Raw genomic sequence first — 654 nt, forward strand, 5'->3', positions numbered from 1 at the left:
GCCATCACCGCCTTTCCCTCCCCCGCCCCCTTTACCGCCAGCCCCCGGTAAACCTGGCGTTGACCAATAACTAATGTTTGGATTACCGTCAGAATAGTTACACTCTATCTCCCCCCCATCTCCACCACGTCCTCCATTCCCGCCAGTCCCGCCATCCCCTCCATCTGCTCCATTCCCTCCATTCGCAGAACGATACAGTGAGATCGTAGTGACATGACTTTGACCACTACAATAACCCCCATCGCCACCCTTTCCTCCACATCCACCGTCACCACCACGACCGCCAGTTCCCCCATCCCCCCCATCAGACTTCAAATATACCGTCCCACCCAACTGAGCAGCTGTGACAGTTAATTTATCCGCCTCTCCACCAGTTTCTCCATTCGATCCTTTCGTTCCCGTAGAACCTTTCGTTCCATCGGTGCCCGGTGTAGGGGGCTTTACACATTTATGTTTATCCTCACTGCCAGGTGAACCATCAACGCCGTTAGCTCCGCAATTTCCAGTTGCGCCAGGAGCGCCCGTTTCTCCATCGATTCCTCTTTTGACAAAGTGCATTGGAATGCCTCCAACCCCTTGAATGACATTCGCTTCAATCCGACCATTGGTGTAGCAAATCACTTTGCCTTCCGGTTCAATGGTTATCTGGTCGTA

Annotated in this window: 1 pseudogene; it reads right to left on the reverse strand. The window is 53.1% G+C overall.

What is annotated here, in order from left to right:
• Positions 1 to 654, reverse strand: a pseudogene (locus tag V2H77_RS00190) (hypothetical protein); the annotation flags it as partial.

Origin of the sequence: Photorhabdus sp. P32 (assembly GCF_038085095.1) — a bacterium.
GTDB lineage: Bacteria > Pseudomonadota > Gammaproteobacteria > Enterobacterales > Enterobacteriaceae > Photorhabdus > Photorhabdus luminescens.